The 18,526-nt window shown below is 59.9% G+C and carries 18 protein-coding genes and 2 pseudogenes; 10 read left to right on the top strand and 10 right to left on the bottom strand.

The window, feature by feature from the left end:
* Position 1: 1 nt before the first annotated feature.
* From AC1Q67_RS24370 to AC1Q67_RS24405, 8 genes are all read left to right on the top strand, one after another.
* Positions 2–1,558, top strand: a complete 1,557-nt coding sequence (locus tag AC1Q67_RS24370; RefSeq protein ID WP_492237733.1) for an FAD-dependent oxidoreductase — start codon at positions 2–4, stop codon at positions 1,556–1,558.
* 623 nt (positions 1,559–2,181) lie between these two features.
* A complete protein-coding gene (locus tag AC1Q67_RS24375) occupies positions 2,182–3,108 on the top strand; it encodes an NAD(P)/FAD-dependent oxidoreductase (protein ID WP_492237735.1) in 927 nt (308 codons plus the stop codon).
* Positions 3,109–3,344: 236 nt separating this feature from the next.
* Positions 3,345–3,842, top strand: a complete 498-nt coding sequence (locus AC1Q67_RS24380; protein WP_492237737.1) for a YciE/YciF ferroxidase family protein — start codon at positions 3,345–3,347, stop codon at positions 3,840–3,842.
* Complete coding sequence (locus AC1Q67_RS24385; RefSeq protein ID WP_492237739.1) at positions 3,820–3,990, top strand: hypothetical protein; 171 nt, start codon at positions 3,820–3,822, stop codon at positions 3,988–3,990. Before AC1Q67_RS24380 ends, AC1Q67_RS24385 begins: the two co-directional genes overlap by 23 nt.
* Before the next feature lie 9 nt (positions 3,991–3,999).
* Complete coding sequence (locus tag AC1Q67_RS24390; protein ID WP_492237741.1) at positions 4,000–4,920, top strand: hypothetical protein; 921 nt, start codon at positions 4,000–4,002, stop codon at positions 4,918–4,920.
* Between the two features lie 139 nt (positions 4,921–5,059).
* Positions 5,060–6,229 (top strand): extracellular catalytic domain type 1 short-chain-length polyhydroxyalkanoate depolymerase, encoded by a 1,170-nt coding sequence (locus tag AC1Q67_RS24395; RefSeq protein ID WP_492237743.1) that lies wholly within the window; start codon positions 5,060–5,062, stop codon positions 6,227–6,229.
* 66 nt (positions 6,230–6,295) lie between these two features.
* Complete coding sequence (locus AC1Q67_RS24400) at positions 6,296–6,601, top strand: hypothetical protein (protein WP_492237745.1); 306 nt, start codon at positions 6,296–6,298, stop codon at positions 6,599–6,601.
* Positions 6,602–6,612: 11 nt separating this feature from the next.
* A complete protein-coding gene (locus tag AC1Q67_RS24405; protein ID WP_492237747.1) occupies positions 6,613–6,840 on the top strand; it encodes a KTSC domain-containing protein in 228 nt (75 codons plus the stop codon).
* A gap of 14 nt (positions 6,841–6,854) precedes the next feature.
* On the opposite strand, the gene AC1Q67_RS24410 is transcribed toward AC1Q67_RS24405, so the two are convergent.
* The 6 genes and pseudogenes from AC1Q67_RS24410 to AC1Q67_RS24435 form a co-directional block, all read right to left on the bottom strand.
* Positions 6,855–7,493 (bottom strand): DUF6766 family protein, encoded by a 639-nt coding sequence (locus AC1Q67_RS24410; RefSeq protein WP_492237748.1) that lies wholly within the window; start codon positions 7,491–7,493, stop codon positions 6,855–6,857.
* Between the two features lie 26 nt (positions 7,494–7,519).
* Complete coding sequence (locus AC1Q67_RS24415) at positions 7,520–8,128, bottom strand: cysteine hydrolase family protein (protein WP_492237750.1); 609 nt, start codon at positions 8,126–8,128, stop codon at positions 7,520–7,522.
* 48 nt (positions 8,129–8,176) lie between these two features.
* Positions 8,177–10,288 (bottom strand): catalase, encoded by a 2,112-nt coding sequence (gene katE, locus AC1Q67_RS24420; RefSeq protein ID WP_492237752.1) that lies wholly within the window; start codon positions 10,286–10,288, stop codon positions 8,177–8,179.
* A 333-nt stretch (positions 10,289–10,621) separates the two neighbouring features.
* Positions 10,622–11,596, bottom strand: a pseudogene (locus tag AC1Q67_RS24425) (ATP-dependent DNA ligase).
* A gap of 148 nt (positions 11,597–11,744) precedes the next feature.
* Entirely contained in the window at positions 11,745–13,064 is a 1,320-nt protein-coding gene (locus tag AC1Q67_RS24430) for an Nramp family divalent metal transporter (RefSeq protein WP_492237754.1), read from the bottom strand.
* Entirely contained in the window at positions 13,061–13,918 is an 858-nt protein-coding gene (locus tag AC1Q67_RS24435) for an SDR family oxidoreductase (RefSeq protein WP_492237756.1), read from the bottom strand. Before AC1Q67_RS24435 ends, AC1Q67_RS24430 begins: the two co-directional genes overlap by 4 nt.
* Positions 13,919–14,496: 578 nt before the next feature.
* On the opposite strand from AC1Q67_RS24435, the gene AC1Q67_RS24440 reads away from it, so the two are divergent.
* Both AC1Q67_RS24440 and AC1Q67_RS24445 read left to right on the top strand, forming a co-directional pair.
* The gene (locus tag AC1Q67_RS24440) at positions 14,497–15,666 is read left to right on the top strand and encodes a zinc-dependent alcohol dehydrogenase (RefSeq protein WP_492237758.1); all 1,170 of its coding nucleotides are present in this window, start codon (positions 14,497–14,499) and stop codon (positions 15,664–15,666) included.
* A 17-nt stretch (positions 15,667–15,683) separates the two neighbouring features.
* Positions 15,684–16,475: an SDR family NAD(P)-dependent oxidoreductase gene (locus tag AC1Q67_RS24445; RefSeq protein WP_492237760.1), complete on the top strand. Its 792-nt coding sequence runs from the start codon at positions 15,684–15,686 to the stop codon at positions 16,473–16,475.
* Positions 16,476–16,702: 227 nt separating this feature from the next.
* Here AC1Q67_RS24445 and AC1Q67_RS24450 read toward each other — a convergent pair.
* The 4 genes and pseudogenes from AC1Q67_RS24450 to AC1Q67_RS24465 form a co-directional block, all read right to left on the bottom strand.
* Positions 16,703–16,813: pseudogene (locus AC1Q67_RS24450) on the bottom strand (non-homologous end joining protein Ku); the annotation flags it as partial.
* Between the two features lie 65 nt (positions 16,814–16,878).
* Complete coding sequence (locus AC1Q67_RS24455) at positions 16,879–17,316, bottom strand: DUF1810 domain-containing protein (protein WP_492237762.1); 438 nt, start codon at positions 17,314–17,316, stop codon at positions 16,879–16,881.
* Positions 17,313–18,128: an exodeoxyribonuclease III gene (gene xth, locus AC1Q67_RS24460; protein WP_492237764.1), complete on the bottom strand. Its 816-nt coding sequence runs from the start codon at positions 18,126–18,128 to the stop codon at positions 17,313–17,315. The genes AC1Q67_RS24455 and xth overlap by 4 nt, the downstream gene beginning before the upstream one ends.
* Positions 18,129–18,131: 3 nt before the next feature.
* Positions 18,132–18,308, bottom strand: a complete 177-nt coding sequence (locus AC1Q67_RS24465; RefSeq protein WP_492237766.1) for a hypothetical protein — start codon at positions 18,306–18,308, stop codon at positions 18,132–18,134.
* Positions 18,309–18,526 lie beyond the last annotated feature (218 nt).

Here is an 18,526-nt window from a genome sequence, read left to right on the forward strand (position 1 = left end):
CATGAATGCGGAGTTCGAAGCCACGCGGTCCCTCTGGATGGCGCAGGAAGAGGAGCTGGAGCGGCCACGCCTCGAGGAGCACCTTCGCTGTGACACCGTCGTTGTCGGAGCAGGCATCGCTGGACTTTCGACGGCATACGAACTCGCCGCATCGGGACAAAAGGTCATTGTGCTGGATCGCGGGCCGATCGCACGCGGAATGACCTCGCGAACGACGGCCCATCTTGCGCCGATTTGTGATGATGGCGTCGCCTCGCTGACAAAACTGCGCGGCGAGGAAATGGCGCGGCTTTTTCAGGAGAGCCAAGCTGCCGCGGTAGACCGTATCGAAGCAATCGTGGGTGAGAACGGCATCCGTTGCAACTTCCGCAGGCTCGACGCCCTCCTCTTCCCGGCTCCGGGCATGGACTTCAAGGAGGCACGCGAACAACTCGATGAGGAGTTCGACGCGGTCCGCAAAGCCGGCGCTAAAGTCGAGCGCGCGACCGGCGTACCGCTTCGGGGATTTGAAAAAGCGCCTGCGCTTCGTTATCCGGACCAAGCCACGTTTCATCCCCTCAAATATATCCGTGGCCTTGTCGCCGCCATCGAGGAGAGAGGCGGCCTTCTATTTGCCGGAAGCCCAGTCGAGACGGTCGAAGAGTTGGAAGCAAGCGTCTCTGTCTCGACCGACCGAGGACGGGTGATCGCGGCACAGGCTGTTATTGCGACGAACTCACCGATCAATGATCGGGTCGCACTTCATTCGAAAATGGCGCCCTACCGGACCTATGCCATGGCCTTCACGCTGCCGAAAGGCACCTTGCCCGACGCGCTCTATTGGGATCTGGCTGATCCCTATCACTATGTACGCCTCAATCCCGGTCCCGGGTCAGTCGATTATCTGATTGCAGGAGGCGCCGACCACAAGTCAGGCGAAGCCGACGATGGCGCAATACGTTTCGAAGCAATCGAAGCCTGGATACGGGCGCTCGTCCCGGAGCTCGGCAACGAAGTCCATCGATGGTCAGGTCAGGTTCTTGATACCATCGACTATTCCGCGTTCATCGGTTTCAATCCGGGCAATGAAAAAGTCTATGTCGCGACCGGGGACTCGGGCCAAGGGATGACGCACGGCGCGCTGGCCGGCATGCTGCTCCGCGATCTCATCCTCGGCAAGGAGAGCCCATGGCGGGAGGTTTATGAGCCCTCGCGCAAGCCCGTTGCAGGGGTGATGAACTACATCAATGAGAATGTGACTGCGATCAAGAATTTCGCCGAATATCTAATGCCGGCGGAGTTGGATAGCGTCGATGGCCTCAAACCGGGCGAAGGTGGGATCGTGCGCGATGGACTGCGGAAGGTTGCCGCCTGCCGTGATCGTGACGGCAAGCTGCATTTGCACTCGGCGGTCTGCACGCATCTTGGTTGCCACGTTCACTGGAATTCGATCGAGCAATGTTGGGATTGTCCTTGCCATGGCTCCCATTTTGCCCCCAACGGCAGCGTCTTGAGCGGACCGGCGATTGGTCCGCTTGAGTCCGTCAGTCTCGGTGCAAACACGTCCGCCAAGGTTTGATTGCCCCTGTCAATCGAGGCGCATTTGTCCGCAAACGCCTGGGACGGCGTGAATTAGAGAGAAAGCGCCCGCTGACGGGAGTTTCAATCTGGTCGAAGAGGATGAAAGTCTTGGTACGGCTTGGCGTTGGAGGCTACCTTCCGCCATCCTAGAAACAGGCCCGATGATCCGGCTGATTTCATTTACATGCCAGACACCATAGATGGAATGAAACTCTCGGCGGCCGTACGAGAGACCGGTAGCTACCGATCTATATCATTGTGACGTTTGGTCCATCCCGTCGCTCGCCCAAAATAAGATCAAACGGCGCCGATCGATCGAGGTAAGAGTGCGTTAGTCGTCAATTGGGGCGAGCTAACGCTTATCATTCTTACTTCGAGCCGACGAAGCTGCCTCGGACTCTCTGAATCGAATGCGTCAGCGATCCTGCCGGCGGCGTTAAAGCTTGTCATCGAACAAATTGTCGCCAGATAGCCCTCGAGGCTCTCAGTTTCCATGGAAGACGCACTACCAGTCCATCTTTGTAACCAAACTGCTGACGCGGCGTTTCGTTCATGCCGTAATCGCGGATCCTCTTACTAGGCAAGCATCCAATGTCAGCTCCGACAGTGATCGACCGGAACATGGCTCTGGATGACGGTGTCTTCGATTGTCTGATCATTGGTGGCGGGCCGGCTGGCCTGATGGCCGCGACCTATCTCGGTCGATTTCGGCGGCGTGTGATTGTGATCGATGCCGACAATAGCCGCGCGAGGTGGATTCCGGTGACGCACAACTGCCCTGGGTTTCCCGACGGCATCACGGGAGGCGATCTGCTTGATCGCATGAGAGCGCAAGCCGTTCGGTACGGGGCCAAGCTTGTGAACGATACGGTCCACGACATCCAACTCGCCGGAGTCGAATTCGTTGCCGCTGCGTCGGACTCCGTTCGCGCGCGGTCGGTGTTTATCGCGACGGGCGTCGTCGATACGCTTCCTGAAAGTCCGGACGTGTCCCGGATGATCGAAGCCGGCACCCTGCGCTTGTGCCCGATCTGCGATGCGTATGAGGTCATCAACAAGCGGGTGGCAGTTATCGGCCCGGTGGAACATGCGTTGAAAAAAGCGCTGTTCCTGCGGACTTTCAGCGATCACATCACGGTGCTGGCGACTGACGGGGCAACGACGGTCGATTCCAATGGGCGGAAGGAACTTACCAAGGCGGGGATTGACGTTGAAGAATGCGTATCCAGTTCAATCCGGGCTGCTGGCGATCAAGCAAGTGTTGGGCTCGCCGACGGCAGAAAGCTTGCATTCGATACCATCTACCCTGCAATGGGCTGCACCATGCGCTCGGTGCTGGCAATCAAGCTGGGCGCCGAATGCGATGACTTAGGCAATCTCATCGTGGATTCTCAGCAGCGCACTGCCATCTCCGGGCTCTATGCCATTGGCGATATCGTCAATGAAATCAACCAGCTCGCCGTGGCCTTCGGTCATGCAGCGATTGCCGCAAGCGACGTGCATAATTACCTCGCAGAATGGGACGGAGAGCGCCGGGTGCCCGACTGAATTGCCCTGCGACGTTTGCCAAGGATCAGGTGGTTGTCAGGCGCTGCGCTATGGCGCTGACAAGTTCATCCCCGCACTCTTCGCACCGCACAAACGTCTTGAGAATAGGCCTGCTCACTGGACCAGGGGCGTTCCCTCACGGGTCAGGAACCTTTCTGCAGCCGCAGCGCTTACTAGATGAGCATTTCACGACCCCGTGAATCGCCGCGCAAAAGATGCGCCCGAAGGAACATCCCATGACGAAAGAAAAGACGCTGGAAGACCTCTTCCACGACACGCTCAAGGACATCTATTACGCCGAACGGAAGATCCTGAAGGCTCTTCCCAAGATGGCCCGCGCCGCTTCTTCGCCGGAACTGAAGGCGGCGTTCGAAAAACACAAGGACGAGACCGAAGGCCAGATCGAACGCCTGCAACAGGTTTTCGAGCTGCTGGGCAAGCGAGCCCAAGGCAAGACCTGCGACGCGATCGAAGGCATCATCGCCGAGGGGGAGGAGATCATCGAGAGCTTCAAGGGGACGCAAGCGATCGACGCGGGTCTGATTTCTGCGGCACAGGCGGTCGAGCACTACGAGATCACCCGCTACGGCACGCTCAAGCGCTGGGCCGAGGTTCTCGGTTTGAAAGACGCCGCCAAGCTGCTCGATGAAACACTGGAAGAAGAGTCGAACACCGACGAGGCGCTGACAGAGCTGGCGGACGCGTCCGCCAATGAAATGGCAAAGGCGGCCTGATTTCGACAACCACCCGGCTCTGCCGGGTGGTTTTTTTTCTTCAGCGAACGATCTTCGAGAGGAGACCATCATGGGTCGCGGCATTCTGCTCTGGCTGCTGGGCGTTCCGATTCCGATCATCATCCTGCTCGCGCTGTTCATGCGATAAGAGGACGCCATGGCAACAACCCTGTCTGCAACAGACGCTCCCGCTTCTATCGAATCCTCGTCATCGGCAGTTAGCTGGGGACCGATTGTTGCCGGCGCCTTCGCTGCGTCGACGCTCACGCTGATTCTGATGCTCCTCGGCTCTGGCCTTGGGCTGACAATGGTGTCGCCGTGGTCGAGCGAGGGTGCCACCGTTACGACCTTTGCTGTTTCAACTGCAATCTGGCTGATCGTCGTTCAATGGTTGTCGTCGGCCGCCGGTGGCTATCTGACCGGGCGCCTGCGCACCAAATGGGTCGGCATCCACACGGATGAGACCTTCTTCCGTGACACCGCGCATGGCTTCATGGCCTGGGCGTTGGCAACGCTGCTGGTCGTATTGGTTTTGAGCTCGGCGCTGTCGGCCGTGGTCGGCAGAGGCGTCCAGGCCGCCTCGACCGTCGCTTCGGGTGCGGCCATGGGTGCTTCGGCTGGCGCGACGGCCAACGCGGGCTCGGGAGGAGCCACAAATGCGACGTCGTATTTCGTCGACGCGCTGTTCCGGCCGTCCGATCCCGCCCGTCTTTCAGCGCCGGGTGCTGAAGGCGATGCCGCTGCGGCCGCGCAAGCCTCCCGTATCCTGATCGCAAGCGCCGCCGCTGGTGAAGTCTCGGCCGACGACAAGGCCTATCTTGGCCAGCTCGTGGCCGCGCGCACCGGGTTGGCGCAACCTGAAGCGACTGCCCGTGTCGATGCCGTGCTGGGGCAGGTCCAAGCCGCCAAGGTCAAAGCGCAGGAAGCCGCTGATGCCGCGCGAAAGGCCAGCGCGACCTTCGCGCTGCTCGGAGCTCTGTCTCTGATCATCGGAGCGTTCATCGCCAGTGTAGCCGCCGCCTTGGGAGGCAGACAGCGTGACGACGATGAAGCGCTCTATCTCACGACGCGCCGTTAAGAGAGGTCGTTCTGGCCGGCCCCGCGAAGGCCGGCCGATCTCTATCGCCGATCATTTTTGCACTGCAGCAACCAAAGTTCTCTACCGGCGTTGTTGATCCGTCGTCCAAACCTGGGCGTCACAACAATGGACGCCCTCCTTGCGAAAAATATCAGATACCATTGTGCGTCTGGCGTCATGGCGCGCACAGCAGTCTTCGCACCCCTCCGACTTCATGGGCCCGGATCGTCTCTCGACGTTCGGCGCGTTCGGATCCAACCCGGGTGCTTTGCGCGCGCGATTTTATCTTCCAGAAGATCTCTCTGGCGGCGCACCGCTGGTCATCGTGCTGCATGGTTGCACGCAAAGTGCCGCCGGATATGATCATCGTGCGGGCTGGTCGCAGTTGGCTGATGAGGCCGGCTTCGCTCTGCTGTATCCGGAGCAACAGCGAGCAAACAATCCCAACCTTTGCTTCAACTGGTTTCTTCCCGGCGACACCCAGCGCGACAGTGGCGAGGCGCTCTCGATCCGGCAGATGATCGAGACATTTGTGGCGGCCCATCACCTCGATCGCCAGCGGATTTTCATTACCGGCTTGTCGGCTGGCGGTGCCATGGCTGGGGCTATGCTTGCCGCTTATCCGGAAGTATTCGCTGCCGGCGCCATTATCGCCGGCCTTCCCTATGGCACCGCGCGCACGGTGCCCGAGGCCTTCGATCGTATGCGCGGTCAGGGGGGCCCCTCGGAGCAGGGCCTGCAGCGACTTCTGCGGGACGCGTCCCTGCACTCCGGGAGTTGGCCTAGAATCTCGATCTGGCATGGCTCGGCCGATCAGACCGTGGTGCCCTCCAACGCGGAGGCGATTGCGTCACAGTGGCGTGGCGTTCACAAACTCCGAAAGCTCCCAACCCATACGGAATCCTCAAACACCCACGCGCGATCGATCTGGTGCAACGCCGCCGGTGAAGTCGTCATCGAACTGAACATGATCACCTCGATGGGTCACGGCACGCCCTTGGGCGATGATGGCCTCGGCGTATCGGGGCCGTACATGCTGGACGTCGGCATTCCTTCGACCCGGCAGATCGCCCACTTCTGGGGCATCGCGGGTAGGCCGCACGCCTCCCCCTTCACAGCGGAGGTCGAACGTCGAAGCAAGCGATCCGATCCGCACGAGCCAGCGGATCACGTGCCCTGGGCCGCCAGAGCGACAGCTTCTGCGAGCGCCGATGCAGCAGTCGCTTTCCCGATACCACCAACACCCCAGGCTTCCGGCGTGGGCAAGATTATTGAGGATGCGCTTCGCGCGGCGGGACTGATGCGGTAGCGGATCGAAGTCATAAGGAACGCGGTGACATCGCACGTGTTAACCGCCTGTCACCGGACTGCCACCATGTACCTCTTCCAGATTCTGCTGCCGCGCACGGACAATTCCGGCAAGCCCTTCTCCCGGGAGGATTTTGACGGCCTCAAGGAGGAACTGCTCCGCCGATTCGCAGGCGTCACGGCCTATTTGCAGGCTCCGGCCGAGGGCCTGTGGCAAGAGAGCGGACAAGCCAGCAATGACGACATCGTCATCTTCGAGGTCATGACGGAGGCCGTCGATCTGGCCGACTGGCGCAGCCGTCGTGCGGAGCTCGAGCGGCGTTTCCGTCAGGATCAGGTTATCATCCGTTATCTCTCGATGGACCGCGTATAGGCCGGTTCGCAATGCCTTCGACCTCGATCCGCAAGACCGATTACGACCCGAAAACGAGAATTCTTTCGGTATGGTTCGTGACCAGCGGCAAGCAATACGACTATGAGGGAGTCCCACCGGAGACTTACGCCGCATTGCGGAGCGCATTCTCAAAAGGAAGATTTTTCAACGAGCATATTCGCGGTCACTTTCCGTACCGTCTGCATAAGGCCCATCCCCGAGCCCGCATCGTCTCGTGACGACGATTTGATGCCTATGCACCGGTTTCGTCATTTCGCGCTCCGGCAGGCTTCGACTCTGGCGACCCTTTGTGTCGGAGGACAATGGACAACACGACCAGCACCGCTGTCGACATGAATTCGGACTGCCAGTTCTGGAATGACTCGAACCATAGTTGAGCATCCCACAGATAGCTTGTGAGCGATTGCACCTCCCCTCCGTGCCGCTGTGCCTCCTCGTTCGCCGCCGTGAGGCTCGCCCACCAATGCAGGCCAAAGCACGCCACAAACAAAAGGGCCAACACAATGCCCAGGGAGTACGAATAGAGCCAGGCCAGGACGGGGTTTCGCTTCCGCATGTGCGACGGCAGTTCGTCATCGGGACGATCGGGATTGTCAGGATCGCGGGATTCGGCCGAGCCGCGTTGAAAGAGCATCGCGGTCAGAATCACATAAGCGGACATCTGCAGAAACTCGCTCTCCCAGTTCTCGAACAATGCGGAAAGAAAGCCTCCGGTTGTCAGATAGGCCAACAATCCAACCGCTTGCGAGCCATGCTCCTGAAGCTGTCGGTTATAGGCAGCCTGTCCGGTGAAGATCATGCCAAACACACTGAACAGAAACATCGTCGTCAAAGCGATTGTCAGTCCGTTGTCTCGAAAGAAGGTTCTCATTCCGCATTCCTTCTTTCAGCGTTCGGCTAGCGCCAGCCGTCCAAGACGTCTTGCAGCTTTACGGTTTCGACCTGTTCGCTGAAGCGAGAGTGATAGAGTTCCATCAGCGCATCGTGCGTCTGGTCGGCGGAGCTGCAGATCGCGTCGGTGACGAGCACGACACGGAAGCCCCGATCGATGGCGCCCAGCACCGTGGCCAGCACACAGACATCGGTCTCTCCACCGGTCATGACCAATGTGTCGACGCCAGACCCGCCGAGCATCGCGTCCAGTTGTCCTTCGGTCCATGGCGAATAGACACGCTTGTCGAGGAGCTTGGCGGGCGGCACAAAACGCGCCAGTTCGGGCATCAGATCGACAAGACTGTTGTCAATCCGAGAGAGAGTGACCTCGGCCCAGCGGCGATAGTACCGCGCCCAACTTCCGGGTCCTCTCCCCGGCTCCGCGGCCGGAATGAAGCGCGTGAAAAGCGTCCGCTCCGCGTGTCGCGATGTCAGCTCTACAATCGCCGGCAGCACTTTTGGCGCCCACGGAACAGCCCACGGACCGCCCGGTGCAAACAACCGCTGCATGTCGACGCAAAGGTGCAGGCAATTTTCGCCTAGCGGGCCGTGAACCAATCCTTGCTCAGCCATGCTCAACCCCTTTCGAGGTCGACCCGGACGGTGCTCTCGCTGACAGGACTAGAGTTTGACACTGGATTCCCGCGCCCACAGCCGCAGCTTCCGGCAGGACTCGATATACCCCGTAACCGACTTGGGTCCATCCAGCGAGATCAGGCCTTCGTCAGCTTCTGGATCGACGCCGGCTTTCAGCAAGAGCGGGGTTGCGTCCGCGGTAAACCCGATGAACTTGCAATGGGCGAAGGCGTCGGCGACGAAGTCGCGCGCGGCGGCTTCGCCCGTTAGGCGCTCCGCGCCCTCCTGCGACAGCAGCAGCACGACGGCATCGAACAGCACCGACGGTCCGCCGTCGATCATGTGCTTGGCCTCGATCCAGCTTCCGTCTGCTGCTTCGACCCCTCCAACCTTCGGCGCGATCACTTCCAATACAGCGCCTTCCTTCTTGGTCGCGGACAGGAGCCTCTTCAGCAGTGCGGCATCTGCACCAGGGCTGACCAGAACGCCAATCTTGCGACCCGCGAAGCTCTCCGGCCCGTTCTCGATAATGCTAAGTGCGGGTGACGGCTCGAGATCATCTCTCGGGACAACTGCAGCGTCTGCCGGCTTCGGCAGCGTCTTCATGCCGAGCTTCCCGGCAACCGTTTCGGCGAGCCCCTCGTCAATGTTCAAAAGATGCGCCACCATTCTTTCGCGAATGACGGGCGTTTCCACCTTGCTGAGCTCGAACGTCAGAGCCATCGCGATGTGGCGCTGCTCCGGCACCGTCTGACTGATGAAAAACTGGCGGGCCTGGCTGTAATGATCGGCAAAGCTTTCGGCCCGCAGGCGGACCTTTGGGCCCTGTACGACATCAGCGAAGGACCGAAAACCACGCTGTGGACTTTCGCGCGGTCCTTCGCCAAATGAATTCGGCTGGTAGTTCACCCGGCCGACGGGATTGCGCATCGCCATGTGGCCGTCCTGCTGGAAATGGTGGAACGGACATTTCGGCGCATTGACCGGTATATGGGTGAAGTTCGGACTGCCCAGGCGCTTCAACTGGGTGTCGAGATAGGAGAAGTTGCGGCCCTGCAATAAAGGATCGTTTGAGAAGTCGACGCCTGGCGGCACGTTCTGGGTCATGAACGCGACCTGCTCGGTCTCGGCGAAGAAATTGTCGGGCATGCGATCGAGAACCAGCCGTCCAACCGGAATGGGCTCAAGCAACTCCTCAGGAATGATCTTGGTCGGGTCGAGTACGTCGAAATCAAAGTTGTCGGCGAACTCCTGATCAAACAATTGCACCCGCAACTCCCACTCCGGGAAGTTTCCGGACTGAATGGCCTGCCACAGATCGCGACGATGGAAATCCGGATCGGCCCCGTTGATCTTCACTGCTTCATTCCAGACGACGGACTGCAGTCCCAGCTTCGGCTTCCAGTGGAACTTGACGAAGGTCGACTCGTCCTTGGCATTGAGGAAACGGAAGGTATGGACGCCGAAGCCCTCCATGAAGCGAAACGAGCGCGGAATCGCCCGATCGGACATGACCCACATGATCATGTGCATCGATTCCGGCGTGAGGCTGATGAAGTCCCAAAAATTATCGTGCGCCGATTGCGCTTGTGGAAAGGCGCGATCCGGCTCGGGCTTCACCGCGTGGATGATGTCGGGAAACTTGATGGCATCCTGGATGAAGAAGACGGGGATATTATTTCCGACGATGTCCCAGTTTCCTTCCTGGGTGTAGAGCTTGACGGCGAAGCCTCTTACGTCACGCGCCAGATCGAAGGATCCCTTGGACCCTGCCACCGTCGAGAAACGCACAAAAGCCGGCGTCTTTTCGCCGGCCCGCTGGAAAATATCGGCACGGGTATATTTGGCGAGGGATCTATAGGTTTCAAAATAGCCGTGGGCACCGTAGCCGCGGGCATGCACCACCCGTTCCGGGATACGCTCGTGATCAAAATGAAAGATCTTCTCGCGGAAATGAAAATCGTCGATCAGGCTGGGGCCCCGTTCGCCGATCCGCAGCGTGTTTTGATCATCCGAAACCGGGCCGCCCTGGGCGGTGGTTAAGACCGGAATATCGCCCTCAGCGACCTGGTGCAGTTCTCCGCCATTGCCGCGCGCCAATTTTTGATCGTGGATCGTCGCGCGCTTATTCGTCGCCCCCCTCGAGGTCTTGGCCATGTTCAGCTTTCCTTTGAGAAGGACATACGGTGCGTCCGTCCTTCACAATGCGGCGGGACGATCTGCGGTTCCGGATGGTGCGGCTTTAGTTCGGGAGGATGATCCAGGCGGCTTTGACGAAGGAATCTCACCGGAATTCGTGAGCAATAATGATGTGCAGTTGCGCAAAGCGCGGCGACGAGCACTGCAACGGACCTGGGGCTTCCTTGGAGACCACATCAAACGCCTAGGACTAATAACCGGCGGCTGAAACGGTAGTGGGTCAGTCAGACTGACCCACTACCGTTCATTCCTGCGTCAGCCGGCGTAGCGAAACCCTGACGTGTCCGCGACTTAGATCGATGCGCCCCGCACCTGGATCTGACCGAACGTGCATTGAGATGGAGCCTTGTCCGGCCGCCATCGAACAAATTTCGTTCCGTGCCTAAACCGATGGCCGGTGACGTGATCGAACCGCACCTCAACGACGAGCTTGGGCGCTAGTGGCTCCCACTCGCCGCTTCGCTCCGTGCTCCACCGACTGGGCCCGCCCGGCGCCTTCCCGGAGAACCCAGGACGCGCGCGTAGGGCCTCAAGCTGTCGCGTCAACGCAGGTCGCTCGGCAACCGGGATCGCCGAGGTGAATCCGACGTGATCGAGTTTCCCTGCTGCGTTATAGAGCCCAAGCAGCAATGATCCGACCTCGTGGCTCCCGCTTCCATACCGAAACCCGCCCACGACGCAGTCGGCTGTACGAAGACGCTTCACCTTGATCATCGCGCGTTCGCCGGGCTCGTATGGGCCGTCAAGACGCTTCGCCACGACACCGTCGGTTGATTGTCGATCCTGGCCCAGCCAATCTTCCGCCACGTCTCGATCCCGGGTGAACGGCGAGACGGCGACACCGGGCGGCCCTGCCCCACGGATAAAATCCTCAAGGTGACGTCTGCGCACCGAGAGCGGCTGATCGATGACGGTGTCGCCAAGCGGTATCCGAAGAATATCGAACAGAATGAAGCGGGCGGGCGTTTCGCGCGAAAGCCTCTGAATTCGGCTTTCCGCCGGATGAAGCCGCATCTGCAGCGCGTCGAACGATAAATCGCCGTCGACCTCGATGACGAGTTCGCCGTCGACGACAAATCGTTCGGCCGAGAGGCCCGCCAGCATAGTGACGACCTCGGGAAAATACCGCGTCAATGGCTTACCGGACTTCGCGCGCAGCTCGACGTCGGGTCCAGCCTTGAACGCAAGACAGCGAAAGCCATCTCATTTCGGTTCATATTGCCATGCGCCGTCGGCGGGGAGACTCTCGAGTAGTTTTGCTTCCATCGGCGGCAGGTCGAGCGGAATGCCGAATTTCCGACTTGCGGGCGACCGACCCACCCGGTCTCCCGCCGCCGCCTTGGCGCTCTGTCTTACTGGCCGATCACTGATCCTTTGAACGTCTTTCCTCTGCGCGCGCACCAGGCCCGTCCTTTTAAGGAGATCCATTGAGCACCAGCATAGCGATTGCCGCCACCGCCATGACGGCGGTTGCCGCCCATCCGAACACCAGCACGGGAAGCGTGACCGTAAACCGGCCCATTTGACTGCGCTGACTTGCAACCCACATCATTGCAGCCATGATCGGCACGGCGACGAAGCCGTTGATGACTGCGCTCCAGAACAGCGCCCGGATCGGATCGATCGGCGAGAATTCGATGCCGAGACCGAGCACAATGGCGGCTGCGATGACGCTGTAAAAGCCCACGGCTTCCCACGGCTTGTTCTCGAGGCCGCATTTCCAGTCCTGTGACTCGCCAAAGGCGTAGGCTGCGGATCCAGCGAGAACGGGCAGCGACAGCAATCCCGTGCCGATGATGCCGAGGCTGAACAGCACGAAGGCAAAATCACCGGCGATCGGTCTCAGCGCCTCCGCTGCTTCCGCGGCCGAACCGACCTCGGTCTTGCCTTGCGCGTGGAGCGTGGCTGCGGCGCTCATCATGATGGCGATCGCGACGACGTTAGAGACGGCCATTCCGAGAAAGGTGTCAAAGCGAATCCGGCGCATTTCATGGTGGGCCTGTTCCGGCGCTTCCGCCAAGGGCTTGGCCTCGGACTTTTGCTCAATCTCCTCGACCTCTTGGCTACTCTGCCAGAACAGTAAGTAAGGACTGATCGTGGTGCCGAGGATCGCCACGATGACGGTGAAGCTGTCTGCCGTCAGGGGAAACGTCGGTGCGACCATCCCCTTCACAGCCGCCACCCAGTCCACTTTCACGATGAAGACGACGGCTACGTAAGAAAGCAGCACGAGCGTCAGCCATTTGAGGTAGCGGGCGTACTGCTCGTAGGGAACGAACATCTGAAGGGCCAACGAGGCGAGCGCAAAGAAGACCGTATAAAGATGCGACGGTCCGCCGATGGCCAACTGGGTGGCAGCTCCCATCGCAGCAAGATTGGCGCCGATGTTGATCGTGTTGGCGATGAACAAAAGCCCGACGAGACTTAGAACAAGCGGCTTTGGAAAGACATCGCCGATGTTCTTCGCGAGACCACATCCCGTGACCCGGCCGATCTGCGCGCTGACGAGTTGGACCGCTGTCATGAGCGGATAGGTCAGCGCCATCGTCCAGAGCATATTGAAGCCGAACTGGGCGCCCGCCTGCGAATAGGTCGCAATGCCGCTCGGGTCATCGTCGGCGGCGCCCGTGATGAGGCCCGGCCCCAGTTGCTTGAACAGCGCGGCTTTGCGCAGTCTGGTTCCGGCCTTTCGCCTCAAGGGCGCGTCGGCGACGCCGATCGGCTCAGACGTCACAGGATGGGCTTCCCGCCGGTCACCGCGATGGTCGCACCCGACACGTAGCTCGACAGCGGATCGGCGAGCATGACGTAGGCGGTTGCGAGTTCGGCCGGCTGCCCAGGACGCTTCATCGGCACTTGCTTGCCGAAATTGACGACCGCATCTTCGGGCAGGGTCGACGGAATGAGCGGGGTCCAGATCGGTCCCGGCGCCACCGCGTTTGCGCGAATGCCCTTATCGGCGAGCAATTGGGCCAAGCCCGCCGTGAAATTCTGGATCGCTCCCTTGGTGGTCGCGTAAGCGAGAAGCGTCGGATTCGGCGTGTCGGAATTGATGGATGCGGTATTGATGATCGCGCTGCCAGGCTTCATGTGCGGGACCGCAGCCTTGGTCAGATAGAACATCGCATGGATATTGACGCGAAAGGTCAGCTCCCATTCCTCGTCCGAGATGTCTCCGATCTCCTTGAAACTGGCTTGATGCGCCGCATTGTTGACCAGGATATCGATGCCGCCGAGTTCGGACACTGCGGTGTCCACGATGGCCCGGCAGTGCGCGGCCTCCTGAATGTCGCCCGACACCAGGACGATCTTTCGGCCCGCCTCCTCGACCAGCTTTTGGGTCTCCTGCGCGTCCTCGTCTTCGCTCAAGTAGGCAACCAGCAGGTCCGCACCCTCCCGCGCGTAGGCCAGTGCGACCGCCCGGCCGATGCCGCTGTCTCCGCCGGTGATGATGGCGCGCTTGCCGGCAAGACGTCCTGACCCCTTGTATGACACCTCGCCGTGGTCCGGAATCGGATCCATCCGGGCGGTCAATCCCGGCATCGGCTGCTGCTGCCTGGGAAATGGCGGCTTCGGCTGGTTGGACATTCCGGCTTCTCGGTGAAGTGCCGCACACGGGAAGAATGGCCGCACCCGTCTTCAAACCTCAAGGGCCAAGCAGAGTTCCAGCCGCTCTTAGCATTCGGTGTAATTGACCGAAGAGACAAGCCGCCGACGACGAGACGCTGGGTTGTGTTCGGTCTGCATAAGATTGAAAATCCGCTTCGTTTTCAGAGCAGGCGACGCGGATATGCCCGTAAGCCATTTAGAGACAGCCATGCTTGGCAGCGTTGGTGCGAACTCACGCAGCAACAGCGCGAAGCTCGTGACGGCACTGCCTCGAAGGTCGATATCAGGACCGGCAATCGCCGCGACCGAACCGTCGCGAGTTTGATAGGGCGCCAAATTAGTCCCAATCAGCGTTTGCAACCTCGTTGTTCAGAGCGCCCGTTGAACCGCTCAAACTGTCCACTTTCGCTCCGGTCGCGGAGTGGCGTCCGAATGCCCATAAAGCGTCCGGCGGTTGCGACTGCCAGACTCGGACTTTCTAGCGGCAGGTGCACCGGGGACGGAACCGGGAGTGAGCCAGACAGCTAATCCAGAACGATCCGACGCAGGAGAGTTGAGTGAAAGCGCTGACTTGGCACGGCAAAAACGACCTGCGCTGCGAAAGCGTGCCGGATCCCCAAATCGAACATCCGCGCGACGCAATCATAAGAGTTACGGCCTGTGCGATTTGCGGTTCCGATCTCCATATCTTCGACGGCGTCATCCCTCAAATGAGCAGTGGAGATATTCTTGGCCACGAGACGATGGGCGAAGTCGTCGAGGTGGGACCAGAGAACAAGGCTCTCAAGGTCGGTGACCGCGTCGTTGTGCCGTTCACGATCTCCTGCGGAGAATGCTTCTTCTGCCAGCGCGGCTATTTTTCCGGGTGCGAACGGACCAATCCCGATCACGAGAAAGCTGCGAAGCTGTGGGGTAATTCACCCGGAGGGCTGTTCGGCTATTCTCATCTCCTTGGAGGCTATGCCGGCGGTCAGGCCGAGTATCTGCGCGTGCCCTATGCTGATGTTGGGCCGATGAAGGTGCCGGCGGGTCTCAGCGACGAGCAGGTCCTGTTCCTTTCCGACATCTTCCCGACCGGCTACATGGGCGCGGATTTCTGCGACATCAAAGGTGGCGAGACGATCGCGATCTGGGGCTGCGGTCCCGTCGGCCAATTTGCCATCAAGAGCGCCTTTCTGCTCGGCGCAGAACGAGTCCTCGCGATCGACACCGTTCCCGAACGTCTCCAGCTCGCGCGCGAGAGCGGTGCCGAGACGCTCGATTTCATGAAGGATGATATTTACGACAGGATCATGGACTTGACGAAGGGCCGTGGCGCCGACGCCTGTATCGATGCGGTCGGCACCGAGCCCGAGACGATGGCGAGCGCCGATTCCTTGCTCGACCGCATCAAGGTCGCGACGTTCATGGGAACAGACCGGCCACACGTCGTGCGGCAAGCGATCCATTGCTGTCGCAACTTTGGCATCGTCTCGATTATCGGGGTCTATGGTGGTTTTCTCGACAAGATCCCGATGGGATCCGCCATCAATCGCGGGCTGACGTTCCGCATGGCTCAAACCCCGGTCCAGCGCTACATGCCCAAGCTTCTCGAGCTCATTGAGAACGGCGCAATTGATCCGTCCTTTGTTATAACGCATCGCGCCACACTCGAAGATGGACCCGAGCTCTACAAGACATTTCGGGCAAAAGATGATGGCTGCATCAAAGTTGTCATGAAACCCTGATCACGAAGGACGGCGCGATGGGCCAGACCATTCCAAAGAAGCTCGCCGTCGTCACGGGAGCGTCCTCCGGCATTGGATATGAGCTCGCGATTCAGTGCGCCAAACGTGGCTTCGATCTCGTGGTTGCTGCCGATGAACCTCAGATCTTCGAAGCCGCCGACGTCTTTCGCAAGGAAGGCGTCGAGGTCGAAGCGCTCGAGGCCAATCTGGCGACGACTGAAGGTTGCGACGAACTTTATGGGCGCTTGAAGGGCCGTCCGGTCGATGCCCTCCTTGCCAACGCAGGACGCGGACTGGGTCGCGCGTTTCTCGAACAGGACTGGAATGATATCCGTTACGTGATTCATACGAACGTCACGGGCACGGTCTATTTGATCCAGAAGATCGCACGCGACATGCGTGAGCGCAACGAGGGAAAAATTCTGATCACCGGCTCGATCGCCGGCTTCATGCCCGGCACCTATCAGGCCGTTTACAATGGCACGAAAGCGTTTCTCGCTTCCTTCTCCTTCGCCATCCGAGCTGAACTAAAAGAGACAAACGTTACCGTCACTTGCCTGATGCCAGGAGCGACAGAAACAGACTTCTTCGAACGCGCCGACATGATGGATACGAAAGTCGGTACGGATAAAAAAGATGATCCGGCCGACGTTGCCAAGACCGGCTTTGAAGCAATGATGGATGGCAAGGGAGACGTGGTCAGCGGGTGGTACAACAAATTGCAATCCGCCATCGCCAATGTAACGCCTGCCAACATGTTAGCCGAGCAACACCGGAAGATGGCCGAACCCGGCACTGCGAAGAACTGACGTTCGTCCGCGCGCCCGACGGAACCGAAAAGATGGTTGGCCGGCCCCCCGTGTGATCGTTCATGGGCTCTCTCTCAAGCTTGCACGGGAGAGCTAGTGATGAGGATCTATCTTTTTTCCACGAACAATATCTGCGGCTTTCGTTGCCTCCCTTTATCATTGGAGCTGCCGAGACGGATTGTAATTCGGCTTTATGCAGCGTTACAGCCGTCAGACTGGCTGCAAGTCGTCTGCAGCCGGCATTGAGAGCTTTTCGCTATCGCTGGTGCCGTCATTGCGACAGGACATGTCACGAGGGATACCTTGAGGTAGCCTTTCGAAATCGAACGCGGCGCCATCTATGTCCTCGGCCGATCAGGTGAAAACGTCGCCTTTGTCAAATGTTTCTGGGGACGCGAACAGGTTAGTGGCCGCGAAGGAGGTCGAGGGTCTTGGAATCGGGCAAGCCTTCGAAATACTTGTCGAGCGCAAGACGAAAGAGCGGTCGTGCCGGGTCCGCTGCTTCCCTGAACAGGGTCATGGAAGAGCGGAATTTCAGGTCGTCTGGCGAGCCGAATATCGCATGCGCCGATCGCCCTTCGAGGCCGAGAACGGCTGAGGTCGCGAGCTCGAGCCGCTCGGAGAGGACCTGATCGGCGAGGTAAGCCCGCGCCTCGTCGATTGACGCGATTCCGTAGCGCTGCGCCATCGCGGAGCTGCCGAGCCCGCGCAATTGCGGGAAAATGAACCACATCCAATGGGTTTGCTTTCGGCCGCCGCGAAGTTCGGCGAGCGCGGTATCGAAAACGCCGCTCTGAGCAGCAATGAACCGCCCGAGATCGAAGGGGTCTGCGGCCTTCATCGGGATTTCCTCGACCGAGCGACGCGAGATCGCCCGCTATTCTCGGTGAGCTCGATCCAGGCCGGCGCATGATCGCTCGCCTTTTCCCAGCCGCGCACGGCCCGATCGACGCCGGCGGCTTTGAGGCGCTTGCTGATCGAGGGGCTCAGAAGAAGGTGGTCGATCCGCAAACCGGCATCGCGGCCCCAAGCGTTCCGAAAATAGTCCCAGAAAGTGTAGATGCGTTCGTCGGGATGAAGTTTGCGGAGCGCGTCGGTCCAACCTTGGCCAGTCAACGTGTGGAAGGCGCTTTTCACCTCGGGCCGGAAGAGCGCGTCGTCGCGCCAACGCTCAGGTTTATAGACGTCGAGATCGGTCGGCATGACATTGTAGTCGCCTGCAAGGATGACCGGGACATCAAGGGCCAGAAGCTCCGAGGCATAGGCGGTCAGGCGCTCGAACCAGCGTAGCTTGTAGTCGAACTTGGGCCCGGGCGCTGGATTGCCATTGGGAAGATAGAGGCATCCGATCAGAATCCCGTCGATCGCTGCTTCGATGTAGCGGCTGTGGGTATCGTCGGGATCGCCGGGAAGTCCACGACGGGTTTCGATCGGCTCGGCGCCGCGCGCGAGGATCGCGACGCCGTTCCAGCTTTTCTGGCCATGCCAGATCGCGCCGTAGCCAGCCTTCTCGATTTCGCGACGGGGAAAGCGTTCGTCCGGTGTCTTCAGTTCCTGCAGGCACACCACGTCAGGCTCCGCCGATGCGAGCCATCGCAACAGGACGGCGAGACGTCCGTTCACGCCATTGACGTTGAACGTGGCGATCTTCACCGATCAGCGCTTCTGGTCGCCCTTGTCGCCCTCGCCGCTCTTCACCTTAGTCTTGGCGGATTTCCGGACGTCCTGCGCGAGCGATTTGCCCACGTCGTCTGATTCCTTGAACTGCCCTTTTTCGTCGCGGCGCACATAGCGTTTATCTGTGCCGGTATCGACAAGCTCGCGCTTCGTCATTTCGCTCTCCTGGCTTGCGTTGCGTGGCAGTAACGCGTGAGGGTCGATTTCGACGCAATGGAAGCGTTGCGGACCCGCGAATGGATTTGGCCCCTGCGCCGGGGCGCGGGAAGCCGCCTCGTCAGCGACCTTCCGGCCCCCAGCCGGCTGTCCAATTTTTCGATACAATATCTGGACAGTAACCGGTTCCAGCTTGATACTGACCAAAGTTTATATAT

Source organism: Afipia sp. GW823-FHT06G09, assembly GCF_058794875.1.

Coding starts and splice junctions, on each gene's coding strand:
- AC1Q67_RS24370 (WP_492237733.1), top strand. CDS start 2: ATGAATGCGGAGTTCGAAGCCACGCGGTCCCTCTGGATGGCGCAGGAA.
- AC1Q67_RS24375 (WP_492237735.1), top strand. CDS start 2,182: ATGGCTCTGGATGACGGTGTCTTCGATTGTCTGATCATTGGTGGCGGG.
- AC1Q67_RS24380 (WP_492237737.1), top strand. CDS start 3,345: ATGACGAAAGAAAAGACGCTGGAAGACCTCTTCCACGACACGCTCAAG.
- AC1Q67_RS24385 (WP_492237739.1), top strand. CDS start 3,820: ATGAAATGGCAAAGGCGGCCTGATTTCGACAACCACCCGGCTCTGCCG.
- AC1Q67_RS24390 (WP_492237741.1), top strand. CDS start 4,000: ATGGCAACAACCCTGTCTGCAACAGACGCTCCCGCTTCTATCGAATCC.
- AC1Q67_RS24400 (WP_492237745.1), top strand. CDS start 6,296: ATGTACCTCTTCCAGATTCTGCTGCCGCGCACGGACAATTCCGGCAAG.
- AC1Q67_RS24405 (WP_492237747.1), top strand. CDS start 6,613: ATGCCTTCGACCTCGATCCGCAAGACCGATTACGACCCGAAAACGAGA.
- AC1Q67_RS24410 (WP_492237748.1), bottom strand. CDS start 7,493: ATGAGAACCTTCTTTCGAGACAACGGACTGACAATCGCTTTGACGACG.
- AC1Q67_RS24415 (WP_492237750.1), bottom strand. CDS start 8,128: ATGGCTGAGCAAGGATTGGTTCACGGCCCGCTAGGCGAAAATTGCCTG.
- katE (WP_492237752.1), bottom strand. CDS start 10,288: ATGGCCAAGACCTCGAGGGGGGCGACGAATAAGCGCGCGACGATCCAC.
- AC1Q67_RS24435 (WP_492237756.1), bottom strand. CDS start 13,918: ATGTCCAACCAGCCGAAGCCGCCATTTCCCAGGCAGCAGCAGCCGATG.
- AC1Q67_RS24445 (WP_492237760.1), top strand. CDS start 15,684: ATGGGCCAGACCATTCCAAAGAAGCTCGCCGTCGTCACGGGAGCGTCC.
- AC1Q67_RS24455 (WP_492237762.1), bottom strand. CDS start 17,316: ATGAAGGCCGCAGACCCCTTCGATCTCGGGCGGTTCATTGCTGCTCAG.
- AC1Q67_RS24465 (WP_492237766.1), bottom strand. CDS start 18,308: ATGACGAAGCGCGAGCTTGTCGATACCGGCACAGATAAACGCTATGTG.